Consider the following 517-nt stretch of genomic DNA (forward strand, 5'->3'; position numbering starts at 1 on the left):
AATGACTCGGTATGATATTCCACTTCGAGTTTGAAGTGTTCAGCCAAGGTATCAATGAGCTTCTGATGAAAGGTACTTTGTGTAAAGTACACTTCCTCTACCACTTTTTGCGGCAGAGCTTCAGACACCCATTTCCCTTCTTTGTTGTATTTCCCAATATGGTACTTAGCGGTAAAGCCCCCTTCGATGGATTCTAAATCCATCCACCAGCCCCAGAACTCGCGTTTCTCAGGTGACTTTTTGTCATCTACACAAACAGATAGACAATCAAAATAGTAGCGCCCTTCTTGTGATTGCGGTTCACGCAGGTAAGGCCCAATGGCCTTCAGCTTTGACATCAAGCGAAAGTGTGTTGGACCCTGAGTCGTCTCTGACATATGAATCTCCGTTTCCATATAGTTAAAGTAAACACCCAATAATGATTATTATTTTTTATTATCATGAGCTTATTTTTTGCTCAGGTATATCACTCTTAACTAAATTAGGAGATTTGTCATCTTAATAATTCATCTTCCAA

The 517-nt window shown here is 40.0% G+C and carries 1 protein-coding gene; it reads right to left on the reverse strand.

Annotated elements, in window-relative coordinates; all coding sequences use genetic code 11:
• Window positions 1-377: sigma factor-binding protein Crl (crl, locus tag R7093_RS28145; RefSeq protein WP_318147398.1), on the reverse strand; the 377-nt coding region annotated here is incomplete at its 3' end.
• Between the last annotated feature and the right edge of the window lie 140 nt (window positions 378-517).

The organism is Vibrio sp. 1580 (assembly GCF_033340055.1).